Origin of the sequence: Vibrio sp. 1S139 (genome assembly GCF_041439475.1) — a bacterium.
GTDB lineage: Bacteria > Pseudomonadota > Gammaproteobacteria > Enterobacterales > Vibrionaceae > Vibrio > Vibrio crassostreae_C.
Genome location: NZ_JBGOOD010000038.1, coordinates 1 through 14,593 on the forward strand (window position 1 = coordinate 1; position 14,593 = coordinate 14,593).

14 protein-coding genes are annotated in these 14,593 nt (G+C 44.2%); 6 read left to right on the forward strand and 8 right to left on the reverse strand.

Annotation, left to right across the window (positions count from 1 at the left end; genetic code table 11):
* The first annotated feature begins 17 nt into the window (after positions 1 to 17).
* The 5 genes from ACED46_RS13710 to ACED46_RS13730 all read left to right on the forward strand — a co-directional run bounded on the left by ACED46_RS13710 (position 18) and on the right by ACED46_RS13730 (position 5,487).
* On the forward strand, positions 18 to 329 hold the full coding sequence (locus ACED46_RS13710; RefSeq protein ID WP_371721713.1) for a transposase: 312 nt from the start codon (positions 18 to 20) through the stop codon (positions 327 to 329).
* A gap of 557 nt (positions 330 to 886) precedes the next feature.
* A complete protein-coding gene (locus ACED46_RS13715) occupies positions 887 to 2,194 on the forward strand; it encodes a TolC family outer membrane protein (protein ID WP_017062307.1) in 1,308 nt (435 codons plus the stop codon).
* Complete coding sequence (locus ACED46_RS13720; RefSeq protein WP_017062306.1) at positions 2,194 to 2,811, forward strand: OmpA family protein; 618 nt, start codon at positions 2,194 to 2,196, stop codon at positions 2,809 to 2,811. Before ACED46_RS13715 ends, ACED46_RS13720 begins: the two co-directional genes overlap by 1 nt.
* A 135-nt stretch (positions 2,812 to 2,946) precedes the next feature.
* A complete protein-coding gene (locus tag ACED46_RS13725) occupies positions 2,947 to 3,297 on the forward strand; it encodes a DUF2750 domain-containing protein (protein ID WP_017062305.1) in 351 nt (116 codons plus the stop codon).
* Positions 3,298 to 3,459: 162 nt separating this feature from the next.
* Positions 3,460 to 5,487, forward strand: coding sequence for a diguanylate cyclase (locus ACED46_RS13730; RefSeq protein WP_371721701.1), 2,028 nt, complete (start codon positions 3,460 to 3,462; stop codon positions 5,485 to 5,487).
* On the opposite strand, the gene queC is transcribed toward ACED46_RS13730, so the two are convergent.
* Both queC and queE read right to left on the reverse strand, forming a co-directional pair.
* Complete coding sequence (gene queC / locus ACED46_RS13735; RefSeq protein WP_017063822.1) at positions 5,447 to 6,142, reverse strand: 7-cyano-7-deazaguanine synthase QueC; 696 nt, start codon at positions 6,140 to 6,142, stop codon at positions 5,447 to 5,449. The two genes, ACED46_RS13730 and queC, sit on opposite strands and share 41 nt — an antisense overlap.
* Positions 6,143 to 6,200: 58 nt before the next feature.
* Positions 6,201 to 6,869: a 7-carboxy-7-deazaguanine synthase QueE gene (queE, locus tag ACED46_RS13740; protein ID WP_346762947.1), complete on the reverse strand. Its 669-nt coding sequence runs from the start codon at positions 6,867 to 6,869 to the stop codon at positions 6,201 to 6,203.
* 184 nt (positions 6,870 to 7,053) lie between these two features.
* Between queE and ACED46_RS13745 the strand changes: the two genes are divergently transcribed.
* The gene (locus tag ACED46_RS13745) at positions 7,054 to 7,863 is read left to right on the forward strand and encodes a Cof-type HAD-IIB family hydrolase (protein ID WP_017062301.1); all 810 of its coding nucleotides are present in this window, start codon (positions 7,054 to 7,056) and stop codon (positions 7,861 to 7,863) included.
* A 100-nt stretch (positions 7,864 to 7,963) separates the two neighbouring features.
* Here the strand turns inward: ACED46_RS13745 and ACED46_RS13750 are convergent, their stop codons facing one another.
* The 6 genes from ACED46_RS13750 to prpF form a co-directional block, all read right to left on the reverse strand.
* Complete coding sequence (locus ACED46_RS13750; protein ID WP_371721702.1) at positions 7,964 to 9,376, reverse strand: NUDIX domain-containing protein; 1,413 nt, start codon at positions 9,374 to 9,376, stop codon at positions 7,964 to 7,966.
* Positions 9,377 to 9,462: 86 nt separating this feature from the next.
* Positions 9,463 to 9,942: a GNAT family N-acetyltransferase gene (locus ACED46_RS13755; RefSeq protein ID WP_009846623.1), complete on the reverse strand. Its 480-nt coding sequence runs from the start codon at positions 9,940 to 9,942 to the stop codon at positions 9,463 to 9,465.
* Positions 9,943 to 10,157: 215 nt separating this feature from the next.
* Entirely contained in the window at positions 10,158 to 10,559 is a 402-nt protein-coding gene (locus tag ACED46_RS13760; RefSeq protein ID WP_017062298.1) for a glycine zipper domain-containing protein, read from the reverse strand.
* Between the two features lie 238 nt (positions 10,560 to 10,797).
* Complete coding sequence (locus tag ACED46_RS13765) at positions 10,798 to 11,244, reverse strand: hypothetical protein (protein WP_371721703.1); 447 nt, start codon at positions 11,242 to 11,244, stop codon at positions 10,798 to 10,800.
* A 147-nt stretch (positions 11,245 to 11,391) separates the two neighbouring features.
* A complete protein-coding gene (locus ACED46_RS13770; RefSeq protein WP_371721704.1) occupies positions 11,392 to 13,296 on the reverse strand; it encodes a propionyl-CoA synthetase in 1,905 nt (634 codons plus the stop codon).
* A 118-nt stretch (positions 13,297 to 13,414) separates the two neighbouring features.
* Positions 13,415 to 14,587, reverse strand: coding sequence for a 2-methylaconitate cis-trans isomerase PrpF (gene prpF / locus ACED46_RS13775; RefSeq protein WP_017062295.1), 1,173 nt, complete (start codon positions 14,585 to 14,587; stop codon positions 13,415 to 13,417).
* Positions 14,588 to 14,593: the final 6 nt, after the last annotated feature.

Below are 14,593 nucleotides of genomic sequence, written 5' to 3' on the forward strand. Positions count from 1 at the left end.
ATGAAGACATCATCAGTATCACAGATGATACTGTCACCTTCCGCTATAAAGAGAGTCAGACCAATGCATGGCGAACGCGCACCTTGCCCATTCTGAAGTTTTTGCTGCTCATTTTGCAACACGTGCTGCCCAAAGGGTTGCAGAGAGTACGAGACTACGGATTTTTACGTGGTCAAGCTCACGCCTTAAGAGCCCGCATTCAACTGCTGTTATTGAACTTGGTCTATATGATGCCGCCGCTAACGGCACCGATAAGGAGCAAAGCGATAAGAATCTGCCCTTGCTGTGAGCATGAGATGGCGTGTGTTGGAGTGAGCCGACCCATGTAGCCGAAAGGCATTTGATAATAAGGAGAATGGCATTGACGAAATCAAAGGAGATGTGACGACGAAAGAAACGAAAAATAGCTAACTGGTTGATAAGATTGCTATCGCAACCTTATCTTGACCCCGCTCGCCTTGAGAAAAGCCTCAAAGCGATGTGCCCTTCAAGTTCAATCGTACAATTTACTTAACAAAGTGGCTTCGGGCTTGTTCAACACTCGGGATTTAGTGTTGGCTGCGCAACACCTTAATCCTTATTTGTTATGAATCGTACATTTAACATACCGAGTGACAAGGTAATGACGCTGATCACATCACACAATAATGAAAGTGCTCACACTATCAATATAAGTTATTGTGTTTGCGAAAAATAACAGAGCTAAAAACGTAAAATTGACGTTCTCAAAATCATCATAAAACGCACAGCAAACTGTTAACAACTTTACAACCATTTACGGTAGCTTCTCGAGCGAACGTTATTTTTTTGGCGGTTCATCTAAATTTCGTATCTAGCACATTAAAAAGCGTAGGTTTAGATGCAGTCCAATTTGGAGAGATGGAAATTGAATTACATTCAAACGACAACATTAGGGTTAGCTATAGCGCTAAGTTTGCCGACAACAGCACAAACCTTAGAGCAAGCCGTTGCGTTTACATTAGAAAGCAACCCTGAAATCAAAAGTGCTTATAACGAATATATCAGTAAGCGTTATCTTAACGACGCTTCTGGTGGTGCTTATCGACCAAGTATAGACTTAGATGGTGGGATTGGTTATGAACATACTGATCTAGCAACCAACCAAGACACTACCGATCTGACTAGAAAAGAAGCAACGATCACCTTGACCCAGTTAATATGGGATGGCGCTAATACATCCAATGATATTGACCGTACTGCGGCTGATGCAGAGTCCGTGCGCTATCAACTACTATCTAACGCGCAAGACATCGCTTTAGAAGTAACAAAGGTTTATCTTGATGCAGTGAAAGCCTATGAAGTGCTTTCTCTTTCGGAAAGTAACTTAGCGACGCACAAAGAGATATATAACGATATTCGTAAGCGCGTGGAATCAGGTATTGGTTCAACCGCAGATATGTCACAAGTTGAAGCTCGTATTGCGAAAGCGCACGGGAATTTGCTTGCTGCTCAAAACAACCTTTTTGATACGCATACTCAGTTTAAAAGACTTGTTGGTCAATCTCCTTTAGGGTTAACTTTCCCTCGCGCAGATGCGGGTGCAATTCCTTATACCGTTGATGGTGCGTTGGCAAAAGCGTTTAACCAGCATCCAGTCATTAAGATTGCACAAGCCGATGTTGACTCAGCGAAGTTCCAATACAAACAATCTAAGAGTACCAACTACCCGACTGTTTCTTTTGAAGCCGCTCAAACTTGGCGTGATGACGCCGGTGGTACAGAAGGCAGCAGCGATGAGTTTTCTGCCATGGTTCGTTTAAGATACAACCTTTACAATGGTGGTTCGGATCAAGACCGCACAGAAAGTGCAGCCTACCAACTCAACAAAGCCAAGGACCTTCGCGAAAGTACTTACCGCAATGTAGAAGAGAGTCTACGTCTATCATGGAGCGCACTTGATTTAACGGTTCAGCAAAAAGAGTTCCTATCTGACCACGTAGACTCGGCATCAGACACGGTAATCTCATATGAGAAACAATACCGTATCGGTAAACGTACCCTTCTCGACTTACTTAACACTGAGAATGAATTATTCGAAGCTCGTAAAGGCTATTTAGATGCTAAGTATGACGAGCAATACGCAAAATATCGCGTAATGAACGCAACTGGTAACCTACTCATCGGTTTACGAGTTGAGATCCCAGAAGAATGGAATGAAAAGGTGGAATATTAATGAAGCTTACCAACACAGTATTATCGCTTTGCTTCATGGTTGTATCTGCCAATGCTTTAGCTGAAAACAACGAAGATGAATTCGAATATCGCGCTCTACCGCCGGTCACTCAAATTTACGATCTTCAAGATGATGACAATGACGGTGTAATAAACGCGCGAGATTTATGTCCCGATACACAAATTGGTGCCGAGATCGATAACGACGGTTGTGGATCATATTTCGAGTCATCGGAAAAGAAAGAGCTGCATATACTCTTCGCTAATAATTCAACAGAAATAAACCCTGTCTTTCTAGGGCAGATACGCCAAATGGCGGCATTTTTAAAGCGCTACGAAAGTACCAGCATTGAATTGCAAGGTTATGCCAGCAAAGTAGGTAACGCGGAACATAACCTAAAGCTTTCGAAAGAACGTGCATCACATGTAAGACGAGCGCTAATTAGCAACGGTATTCAGCCATCTAGAGTCAGCATCGTAGGTCATGGTGATTCTGAATTCAGCAGTGATGACACCCAAATCAATCACGCACTACATCGAAAAGTTGTTGCTTCCGTTGTTGGATTTAAGGGTAATATCAAAGAAGAATGGCACATCTTCACCAAAATTAAAAAGTAGGCGTACCCAGCTTTTACCATACTGAAACGTTATCTTAAGTTAACGTTTCAGTATGGTGATAATTCCTTGAATAGCATATACCTAAGCCGTCTATAATGTTAATCTTGCCACGTTATCAACATAGAGAATTAATCCATGAGCAAACTAACAGCTGATACTCAAGCAAATCTAGAACTTTTCGTTTCTGAAACACAAGAAACTAAACTGGTATGGGGCCTTCGCAACGAAGAAGGTTGGCTAGCATGTGACTCAAGTGAATTCGAAAACAGCGAAGTGATGCCATTCTGGTCTTCAAAAGAAGATGCTCAAACTCACAACGTTGAAGAGTGGGCTGACTTCGAAGTATTAGAAATTCCACTAGATATCTTTGTAGAAGATTGGTTACTGACTCTTGCTGAAGACGGCGTTCTTGTTGGTACTAACTGGAATGCAACATTAGAAGGCAAAGAACTTGAGCCTTCTGACCTAGCGAAATTATACATCTAATTTCCGATATCGGTCGCACGATTCGCGCGATCGATATACCTCTGATTAGTATCAATAAATTAGAGACCTACCTCGCATAACCACGTAGTCGCACCATTCAAAATTTGAAGCAACATCAAACTAATAATAGAATATCGTTTTTTATCTGATTGATCGTCTCTTGTGAATCACTTCGTTTTTGTTACCTTTCTACTATTCATTAGCTTTTGTTCTTATAGCCAAGTATCAACATCAGATCGTGACCACAATTCACCAGTCTATACCTCCAATCTAAGCTCTACTCCAAATGCTGATTGGAACGCGCTTTATCTCTCTACTTTAAACCACTCTCCTGAGCGCGCATTAAACATGCTGCAAACACGCTACATCGGCTCAACGGTTTATGGAGATAAGCTTTACCTTGCGTCTCTTCTGTATCAATACATGAGCCACCGAGATCAGCCGTTCTACGGAATCGCTTCAAACGACAATGACTACCAAGCGATAGAAACAGCGTTTATTTCTGCTCTGAGGAAAGACGGCAAAGGCCAATATGAACAAGCACAACAAGGCTTTCTAACACTTTTGGCGAAAATGCAATCTCGCAGTGATTTAACTGGTAAAGCCTTACTAAAGTACCAGCTATGCCGATCGCTTAACGAGCAAGCTAAATACCATCAAGCGAACTATTACTGCTCTGCCCTTCAGTCAGATTTACATGACATCGCTGACCCTGTATTACCAAAATTCGGGACTTATCGAGTCATCGCGAACAATCATCATTTCCGCAGTGACTATCGGGCTGCACTAGACACCTACCTATCACTAATAAACGTGTTTCCACAAGGGCATGATATTTCAGGGGTTTACAACGATGTGGGTAACTTGCTCAAAGAATTAAAGCAATATGAAAAATCGGCGGAGTATCTAGAGCAAGCTCTCATTCTCAGAGTAAACGCTTCAGATTTAATGAAAGCACAAGTGCATCACAGCCTTGCGGATCTCTACCTTAACCAAGAGCAAAGTGAACTAGCAATTCACCACTTTCAGACAGCAAGAACACTGCTGAGCTCAACGTCGCATAGCTACGGTATTGCACTCACAAGTCTTGGCTTAGGAAAAGCGTACACTCAAACGAAAAACTATGATGTGGCGAGAACCTACCTAATTGAGTCTCTTTCAGCTTCGAGCGAACTGAGCAATGATGTCATTCGCATCAATGCTTACTTGGCGATCAGCGATATGTTCGAAGAACAGAAACTGCCAACGGAAGCACTCAACTATGCTCAACAAGCGCTAGAATTAGCTGAACAAGTCACAAGGCATAAATACATCGCGCAGTCACTTCTTCAGCTTTCTGATATTCATCAATCACTCAGCGATTACCAACAAGCTTTCTATTTCTACCAGCGATACTCGTCAATACAAATGGAAGCTAGAGATATCGACAATCGACTCGCACTCGAAGCGCTCGGCCTGACGCACGCCAAATATGAACAAGAACTAGAAAGCTCTTTCCTGACACATCAGACGAAACTCGACCGCGTTCAAATTGAAAAAATGGAACATCAAAGATGGATGTACAACATCGTTGTTATTCTGTTGCTTTGCGCTGCAAGCTTCACGGTATTGATAAACAAAACGGTTCGCGCAAAAGCAGCAATTGATGGCTTAACGAAAGCATATAGCCGAACTGAGATAATTCGAAGAATCAAAAGAGTGAAACGCTGTAAAGGGACGGACAAACAGCATGTGCTCGTGCTGCTCGATCTAGATAAGTTTAAGAAGATTAATGATGAGCATGGGCACCCTACTGGTGATCGGGCACTGGTCCATATTAGTGATCAAATTAGAAAACACTTAGTGAATGGTGAATTGTTTGGTCGCTTAGGGGGTGAAGAATTTGTCATCATGTTAACCGATACCCCACCAGCAGAGGTACGAGAACGCGTTGAAGAGTTGCACTACGCCATTTCAAGCACTGTCTTTTTATCAGAAAGCAAAAAGTCACTTAATGTGACCGCGAGTTTTGCTTATCTAGCAACCTCAAACGCATTAAGTGACTTTGATGACTTGTATTCAGTGCTCGACCAAGCACTCTATCAAGCCAAAAGCAACGGCCGAAACTGCATTATTGATGCATATAACGAACCGATTGATTTACCTGAAATTATTTATTCTCAGCCTGTTTGCGAACCAACTCAGCCATGATGCTTTCGCGATCACCGAGGTAATCGTTAAGGCCAACTTTACGCAGTTCACATGCCGGACAATCGCCACAGCCATCACCAACAATGCCGTTGTAACAAGTCAGTGTTTTGTTTCTAACAAGTTCAAGTGCTGAGTACTGGTCTGCTAGCGCCCATGTCTCAGCCTTGTTTAACCACATTAGCGGTGTTTTGATATCAAGCTGCTTGTCCATACCTTGTACAAGTGCAGAGTTCATCGCCTTCACAAAGTCATTACGACAATCAGGGTAACCAGAAAAGTCTGTTTCACACACACCTGTAATCACGGTTTCAGCACCGATTTGGTAAGCGTAAATACCCGCTAGAGTCAGAAATAGAATATTACGACCAGGAACGAATGAATTCGGCAGCCCATTCTCTTGCAGCTCATGAGACACAGGAATATCGTCACGAGTCAAAGAGCTGATAGCCAGTTCATTCAACAGAGTCACATCCATCACTTTGTGCGCTTTCACACCAAGCTCTTTCGACAATGACTCAGCAACTTCAATCTCGAGTCTATGGCGCTGACCATAATCAAACGTAATCGCATGAACTTCATCATACTCTTTTAATGCTTGAACAAGACACGTTGTTGAGTCTTGACCACCACTGAATACTACCACTGCTTTTTTCATCTTAAATCCTTACGAGAACCTTCTACTAGCGACTTATCTTGCCCAGTAAAAATACAACCTATGCGATGCTCAAATATTTGTGAGTTTGTATTGATAAGCGCCAATTGCGCTCAATGCAGGTATCAATACAAAGCTGAGTAGCGCGGTCTTTTTGGCTGATTGGTTGCAGAGCGATAACAGTGTCGTTAGGAACTGCTGCTCGCTCCAATAAACCGTCAAGTTGTTCGATGTCTTTGCTTGTACCTACTGGATGCTTAATTTCGTTAGCACGTTGCAAGGCGCTATCTAAGATTTCCAGTTTCGCTTTCATCGCCACTTTCGGTGACACCGTAACCCAAGTGTCCGGTGTGGCTTTAACTTCTGATGTTCCGCTAGTCTCAATCTGACAGCGACAACCGTGCTGCTCAAACGCTTCAGTAAGAGGAACAAGATCATAAATGCATGGCTCACCACCAGTAATCACAATGTGCTTAGCAGTGTAACCTTGCTTGATATATTCATTCACGATTCCTTGAGCATCGATTGCTGACCAAGTAGGTGAATCTTCTGTCTTAACCATAATATCGCCAAGGCTGGTTTCCTCTTCTGGTAACGCTTCCCAGGTCTGCTTGGTATCACACCAAGAACAGCCCACTGGGCAAATTTGCAGACGAACAAAAACAGCGGGAACGCCAGTAAACACGCCCTCACCCTGAATGGTTTCAAACATTTCATTAATCTTGTACAACTTTCCCTCAGCTCAATCATTTGATGAAATTAATCAACCGCAGACCTTAAAGCACTTCCCCCTTTTGGTCAAACAAATGAGTACTGATAAATGAGTTGATCAAAGCCCTAGCCTGAACTTTCAAGTTCCCTTATCCTTTCGCCCATAGATTTCGTTAGCTTTTAATTTTTTAGTAAGGAACAACATGTACAAACTGATTGCTCTTGATATGGATGGCACACTACTCAACAGTGAAAAAGTGATTTCTCAAGAGAACAAAGACGCAATCGCCAAAGCACGAGCTGCAGGTGTGAAAGTAGTTCTCGCTTCTGGTCGCCCTTTAGAAGGCATGCAAAGCAAATTAGATGAGCTTTCGATTGACGGCGAAGATGACTTTGTACTCTTCTACAACGGCTCTATGGTTCAGAACGTATCGACAAAAGAGATCATTCACAGTGAGATCAGCAACGGTAAAGCCGCAAAAGAGATTGCTGCCCTCGCTGAACAGCTTGGTGGTTATGTCCATGCTTTCAGCAAGATCCACGGCTTAATCACACCTGAGAACAATGAGTACACTGGTATTGAAGCGCGTATTAATTGCTTAGATATAACCGAGTTCGACTTTTCTCAACTAGAAGATGACCACGAAATCATCAAAACTATGATTGTCGCTGAACCAAGCAAGCTGACTGAAATCATCGGTAAGTTGCCACAAGAGCTTAAGACTCAGTTTACTATCGTACAAAGTGCACCATTCTTCTTAGAGTTCCTAAACCCGAAATCAAACAAGGGTGTCGGTATTGAAGCGATAGCGAAACACTTAGGCATTAAAGCGGAAGAAGTCATCTGCATGGGTGATGCTGAAAACGATCACCATATGCTTGAATACGCAGGCCTTGGCATTGCAATGGAAAACGCAATGGAAGAAACCAAGAAACTGGCGGATCACATCACAGCTAGCAACGACGACCATGGTGTAGCGGTCGCGATTGAGAAGTTTATCTTCAACTCATAAACGCTCAACAGGTTCTAATAAGAATTACTTTTTGCTTGTTTCAGAAATGACAAAGGCTGTGCACTGCACAGCCTTTTTGATTTTGTGTTAGTCGAGTCGCTTACTCTCTTTTCCATGGCAGACGAAATGCCACCACACCAAACAGAATCAAGATTGGGAAACGTAACGTTTCAACAATAAATGAAGCAATACCGCTGAAAGAGACAAAGCTTCCAGCCCAGCTAATCAGCAGATTTCCCGCTAACAACATCGCCATCACTCCAAGAACGATCTTGAATGAGAACTGACCAACCAAAGGTTTCGAGTCTGTTAACGTCACTAGGCATGCAATCGTCATCAAAATCGCCACCCAGAATGAGAATGTTGGCAGTGGCCATATCACCGTCAGAACAATCGACAGTAAGCACAATGCCCACCAAACACCTTTAGAACTCAATAAGGCGCTAATATCAACATCCGGTTTCGCGTCTAATCTCACGATATGCCACGTCGTTAAAGCGCCTAATACGCCACCCATTAATACATCACTAAAAAACGCACTACCTGAATAAGACTTAAATAGCATGATCCACAGCAGGCCAGCGAGCACTACCAGAATGGCTTTTTGCTCCAAGAGGCGCTTTAGTTTCCAAAAGACTAACAAGGTTAAACTGACCCACAAGGCAGCCAACAGACTTGGAAAACTATACCCACTGCTCATCACCAGTTTCAATGTTGGCAAGTAAGCGTGTGGACGTGGAAAACCAAAACCTTGGTGCGCGATTAAAGTAAGTAGTGTCACCGAGATCAAAGTGAAGCCAAACTTCAACGCGAAGTTACGGCCAAAGTACCAAGCAATTAACGGCAATATCACAATGAAGACCCATGGCTTGGCCAACAAGTCAGTCAAAAGCACAGTATTCGCAAATACGCTTGGCATCTTATCGAACGTGTTTTGAAGTGACACAATCCAATTTAATTCAACTTGATGGACTTTGGGTGCCGCGCCCACCAGCTCAGTCACATACGTCACCGGTTGATCTGTCGCAGATAAAAACAGCTCGTTAATCTCAGACCACTGTTCTGGGTAGCGGTATTGGTGATCTTGCAATTCAGTAGGAGGAAGTAACATCGCTCGGCTGACTTCCACGCCATAATGAGGAGCAAACCAAATCGGCAGCTCAAAGCCACCTAACTCATTTCGAGCCTTGTAACTGATCACTTCAGAGTCAGAAATACAATCAAACACGACGGCACTGTCGGTATAACCTAGCACATCACCGACCGTTACCGACAAACCAGCCTCTTCCCACGTTTCACGTTGCGCCGCGACGGCTGGCGGCTCACCTGAAACAACAGTGCCTCCCGGTAGAGACAATTGACCGGTGATCAACTCATCAACCAACACGATTTGGTTATCAGCACGTACTACACACAAGGCGCCCGCGATATGATCGGGCAAAGTGTCGTTTGCCCAAGCGGAAGTAGTACTCAAAAGAGACAGTATGAAAGCTAATAAATATCGAATAACCAACGAGTTTACCTAAAAAATAATAGAAGAATATTGAAGACTGCTGTTGCAGTTGAACTATTGTAATCAAAGCCACACAAAATCGCTGTCTACGTTTTGTGCAAAGCCTTCCTCATCCATTGAATGTGAGGTGTGAACCCCATTTTTTGATAGAAGTCCTTGGCAGGCGAGTTAAAGTCCCAAACTTCTACAAAGACTTGTTCAACCCCATAATCATCAAAAGTACTTTCAACTTTGTTAAACAACTTTTCAGCAATCGATTCTTTTCGATAATCAGGCAAGACAAACAGTTCATCGACACTTCCCATCGGCACTGGTTTGCTGACCGTTGAGATAAGCTCACAAAAATGCCCAGAGATAAAGCCAACAATGAGCTCTCCTTTTAATGCCACATAAACCAAACATTCAGGGTCATCCAAGTATCGTGCAATGCTTTTTTCCTGCTCAATCTCTTCTGCCGTTTTAAAGTGCTCTGGGCTAGCAAGGTGGTGGTGATGGTGGAGATCGAACATTAACTCGTTAAGTTGTTCTAAATCCGCGTGCTTTGCGGCCCTTAAGGTGACATTCATGACTATTGCGCTTCTCAAACCAAATTAATATCTAAACTGAGTCTAGTTTACTTGGCGTGAGTATCTATACAAGTTATTGAATTAATTCATTGTTTGAAGTGTGTATTTTAGATACAAAAACGGCCACATTACGTGGCCATTCTGTTTGAATGATTTTGAATTAAACGAATATCGAAGCTATGTTTTTTGTTGTGGCTTTTGCTGTAGCTTCAGCTTTATGCACCGTTATCTTCTTTCTCTTCTTTGAGATCAGCAAGCTGTTGTTCCAGTTCAATAAGCTTAATTTCCGCCTCTACTTCCGCAACTCGCTTTTCTGCATCGGTGCGATTGTCTTGCGCTAGACCATCAGCAGTAACTTGGGTTCGTTGTGCGTTTCTTGCATCGTCCGTATCTTTCATTGAACCCGCAACACCACCGGTCACACCACCTAATGCAGCGCCCTTAACGGCTAAACTCGCATCTCCAGTTAGAGCGCCGGCTGTTGCTCCTAATAAAGCACCACCTACCGCACCACGATTACGTGCAGCATTCTCATTTTCGTTATCCATTGCTGGTGATGCGCAACCAGAAAGAGTCACAATCAGTGTCGCTAAAAGAAAAGGTTTAGTGAATTTCATAGGAGTCTCGCTTAGTTCTTCGTTTGGAGTAGAGCCATCTTAAGCAGAACCGTTAATGAGATAAATAAAGCCACGTTTAGACGATACATCATGTTCAGCTATGTATTATTCAGCCATCACATAACTGATTAATGATATATAGCTTTGAGCTCGCTTTATCCTCACCAACAAAAAAGGCGACCAATAAGGTCGCCTCAATCGAGCTTTCTCAATAATTCTTGTCTTTCACATATCTCTCTTAGCCTTTAGACCAAAAGTTTTGCATGTTTGCTGCGCTAGGTGGTGGCCTAACACCGCAATCTCGATAATGATTTTTATCGCCTATCCCCAGTATCTTGCCATTTTCGTCATCAATCATCGCGGCAACTTTAACACCGTCTCCCACATGACGAGTCAACACGACAATTTCACCGGCTCTTTCAGACCTTACCGCGCCTAGGATTTGATATTCGTAGCGGCCTTTCCTTGAATTAACGATCATCTTCGAGTTAATCGGGTCGGCTTCATACCCCACGCCCATATCAAAAACTGCTTGATAGAGATCGACGCCAGTCTTGGACACACATTTAAATATCTTGGGATGACTCAATGGCTCTAACAACGCTCTACTCGCTTCATCCTTTGAAATACTGGCACTAGCAGCACCACTGACCAGTAAAGCAATCAACAAAAAGTACGCTCGCATAAAAAGACCTCAATATGTGGGATTCATAATGAGGTCATAGTAAACGCAATGGATAAGCGGATGAATAAAGTAGAGTTTAGGTAAACCATCACACTGGGTTATGCATTAATAAACAAGCCGAAGGTGAGATTACCTAAACTGCGACGTCTATTTGCCGAGCTTTTCAGCTATTTCCGTTAAGCTGGTAGGGTCGTCAATCGTCGAAGGCACCACATATTGTTCACCTTCTGCGATCTGTCGGATAGTTCTGCGTAAGATCTTACCTGAACGTGTCTTGGGTAGTCTCTCAACAACCAAGGCTTGCTTAAAACAGGCGACCGCGCCAATCTCATTGCGAACCTTGCCAACCAACTCCGCTTGTAACTCAATGCCATCGACTTTTACGCCATCTTTTAACACAACTAGACCTAATGGAAGTTGTCCTTTTAAGTCATCGTGAATACCGACTACCGCGCATTCTGCAATGGCTGGGTGACCACCCACGATTTCTTCCATTTCTCCAGTCGACAGACGGTGTCCCGCTACGTTTATCACATCGTCGATACGGCCCATGATAAATAGATACCCATCTTCATCAAGATAGCCACCGTCCCCAGAAACATAATAGCCCGGGAACTGACTCAAATAGCCGGATTCAAACCGATCATGATTGCGCCATACCGTGGGTAAACAACCAGGCGGCAATGGTCGTTTGAGTGCCACAAACCCTTGTTGATTCGTTTGTGCGATTTCACCCAACTCATTGAGGATCTCCACTTGGTAACCCGGAACAGGTTTGGTTGAAGAACCCGCTTTTACAGGTAAAGACTCTAGCCCTGTAGGATTCGCAGAGATAGCCCAACCCGTTTCGGTTTGCCACCAGTGGTCGATAACCGGTTTATTGGTATGAGACTCGACCCAATCCAATGTTGGCGGGTCCAAACGCTCTCCCGCCATAAAGATCGACTTGAGCGATGATAAGTCATACTTGGTGAGCAGCTCACCTTCAGGATCTTCTTTCTTGATTGCTCTAAATGCCGTTGGCGCGGAAAATAACACATCGACGTTGTACTCTTCACACACACGCCAGAATGCCCCCGGATCTGGCGTTCTAACTGGCTTTCCTTCAAACAAGATGGTTGTGCAACCATGAATCAATGGCGCATACACAATATAGGAATGCCCCACTACCCAGCCGACATCAGAAGCCGCCCAAAACACACCATCTTGCGGCATATCGTAGATAGTGCTCATCGAGTATTTCATCGCGACCGCATGACCACCATTATCGCGCACCACGCCTTTTGGCTTACCCGTCGTCCCTGATGTATACAAGATATATAGTGGGTCAGTCGCTAGAACAGGCACACATACGTGAGGCAAAGCATCCTCAACAGCTTGCTGCCAAAGTACATCACGTTCGTTGTTCAATTCGGCTAGAGACTGCTCTCTTTGGAATACCACCACTTTCTCAGGCTTCCATCGGCTGTCCATGATCGCGCGATCGACCATCGGCTTATATGGCAGGACTTTATTTATCTCGACACCGCAGGATGCAGTAATCAACACCTTGGGCTCGGCATCTTCAATTCGAACGGCAAGCTCATGAGGGGCAAAACCACCAAACACCACCGAATGCACCGCACCTAGTCGTGCACAGGCCAACATTGCCATCGCCGCTTCAGGAATCATTGGCATGTAGATCACCACACGATCACCTTTGGTAACGCCTTGCGTGGCTAACATACCAGCGACTTTAGCCACTTGGTTACGCAATTGATTGTAAGTGTACGAGGATTGAGTTCCTGTAACTGGAGAGTCGTAAATCAGTGCGGTATTGTCACCTCGCCCATTTTCACAATGGTAATCAAGCGCGAGCCAGCAGGTGTTCATCACCCCATCAGGAAACCAACGCTCAATTCCGTTATCGTCAGTTTGTAATATCGTTTTAGGTGACTCAAACCAATCAATTGCTTGTGATTGTGTTTCCCAAAACGAATTTGGGTCTTCCCTCGCCCATTGATACTCGGTGATGTAATCTGTTTTTCTAGTCATTCGATTCGTAGCAGACATAGTGCCTCCTCCATGATTTATCCATTAGTCCAAGCGACTAGCTTTTAACAGTTTCACTTGGGTGCACTCTTTTCTCAGCGTTGTATTCGTGAACATTTAACCGTTCACGACAATCGCTTTACTTGGGAAAAGGCACACGAATGGCACCTTCCATGATCACTCGGGCACTACGACTCATAATCGCCCTCTCTATTTTCCACCCACTTTCGGCCTGCAGCGCTTTCGCACCTACCTTTAAGGTTCCTGACGGGTGTCCAAAGGTCACGAAATCACGACTTCCCTCACCGGCTGCCAAGTTCACTAAGGTGCCAGGAACACTTGCCGCTGAAGCAATAGCAACCGCAGCCGTACCCATCATGGCATGATGCAGTTGCCCCATAGACAAAGCACGCACCAGAAGGTCTGTATCTTCGACAGCAACCGATTTTCCACTGGAAGCTTGGTACGCTTGAGGCTTAGCAACAAACGCAACTTTAGGTGTATGTTGGCGTGATTCTGCTTGTTCTAAAGAATCAATAAGACCCATCGCTACTGCACCATGTGCTCGTATGGATTCAAACAGAGCCAAGGCTTTGGTATCACTATTGATATCTGATTGAAGTTCAGTGCCTTGGTAACCAACCGATTCAGCATCAACAAAAATGGTGGGTATCCCAGCATTAATGTATGTCGCTTTGATGCAACCCAGATCGGGAACATCTAAAAAATCGACAACATTCCCTGTTGGGAACATAGAGCCACTCGCATCGGCGGGGTCTAGGAAATCAACTTGGATCTCAGCGGCGGGAAAAGTCACACCGTCGAGTTCAAAATCACCTAACTCTTGAACTTCGCCACCAGCGATAGGTACATGAACAATAATGGTTTTCTCTATGTTCACTTGCCATACTCGCACCTCGACCACACCGTTTTCTGGAATACGATTCGAGTCGACTAGGCCACTATGAATAGCAAATGGGCCCACTGCAGCAGACAGATTGCCGCAGTTACCACTCCAGTCCACAAACGGCTTATCAATGGCAACTTGGCCGAATAGGTAGTCAACATCGTGATCGGCTTTACTACTTTTCGAAACAATCACGGTTTTACTGGTACTGGATGTTGCACCACCCATACCATCGGTTTGTTTGCCATAAGGATCTGGACTACCAATCACGCGCAGAAGTAATGCGTCTCGAGCTTCTCCGGCAACTTGCGCAGCTTCAGGTAAGTCACTTAAGTTGAAAAAAACGCCTTTGCTTGTTCCGCCCCGCATGTAGGTAGCAGGTACTTTTATCTGTTTGATGTTCATAACTAG

Bases quoted from the DNA above. Each gene is read 5' to 3' on its own strand.
- ACED46_RS13720 (WP_017062306.1), top strand. From the start codon at position 2,194: ATGAAGCTTACCAACACAGTATTATCGCTTTGCTTCATGGTTGTATCT.
- ACED46_RS13725 (WP_017062305.1), top strand. From the start codon at position 2,947: ATGAGCAAACTAACAGCTGATACTCAAGCAAATCTAGAACTTTTCGTT.
- queC (WP_017063822.1), bottom strand. From the start codon at position 6,142: ATGAAAAAAGCAGTGGTAGTATTCAGTGGTGGTCAAGACTCAACAACG.
- ACED46_RS13745 (WP_017062301.1), top strand. From the start codon at position 7,054: ATGTACAAACTGATTGCTCTTGATATGGATGGCACACTACTCAACAGT.
- ACED46_RS13755 (WP_009846623.1), bottom strand. From the start codon at position 9,942: ATGAATGTCACCTTAAGGGCCGCAAAGCACGCGGATTTAGAACAACTT.
- ACED46_RS13760 (WP_017062298.1), bottom strand. From the start codon at position 10,559: ATGAAATTCACTAAACCTTTTCTTTTAGCGACACTGATTGTGACTCTT.
- ACED46_RS13765 (WP_371721703.1), bottom strand. From the start codon at position 11,244: ATGCGAGCGTACTTTTTGTTGATTGCTTTACTGGTCAGTGGTGCTGCT.
- ACED46_RS13770 (WP_371721704.1), bottom strand. From the start codon at position 13,296: ATGTCTGCTACGAATCGAATGACTAGAAAAACAGATTACATCACCGAG.
- prpF (WP_017062295.1), bottom strand. From the start codon at position 14,587: ATGAACATCAAACAGATAAAAGTACCTGCTACCTACATGCGGGGCGGA.